Origin of the sequence: Massilia sp. CMS3.1 (genome assembly GCF_051262535.1) — a bacterium.
Lineage (GTDB): Bacteria > Pseudomonadota > Gammaproteobacteria > Burkholderiales > Burkholderiaceae_D > Telluria.
Window position 1 is genome coordinate 1 of the sequence record NZ_JBIMES010000095.1, and the last position, 389, is coordinate 389.

1 protein-coding gene is annotated in these 389 nt (G+C 60.7%); it reads left to right on the plus strand.

Annotated elements, in window-relative coordinates; all coding sequences use genetic code 11:
- Nucleotides 1-389: transposase (locus ACHAC9_RS24565; RefSeq protein ID WP_435764440.1), on the plus strand; the 389-nt coding region annotated here is incomplete at both ends.

Sequence of the window (389 nt, forward strand, 5' to 3'; positions counted from 1 at the left end):
CGCGAAGCAGTTGATCGAAGCGATTCCGGAAGAATCGCTCACCGTTTTCGACCGGGGCTTCCTGTCGGCGGAGATTCTGTGCAGCCTGACGAGCAGTGGCGCCGAGCGGCACTTCCTCATCCCGGCCAAGTCCAATACCAAATGGGAAGTGCTCGATGGCAGCGACAACGATGCAGTAGTGCGCATGCGTGTGTCACCGCAAGCGAGGAAGAAATCTCCGGAGCTGCCCGAATTCTGGGAAGCGCGCGCCATCACCGTCGTTGACGTCCAGGCGCGCAAGCGCATCCTGCTGACCTCGCTGCGCGACCGTCAACGCTACAAGCCGGCCGACATCGTCGCCTTGTACGACAAGCGCTGGGGAATCGAGACAAGCTATCGAGAACTCAAGC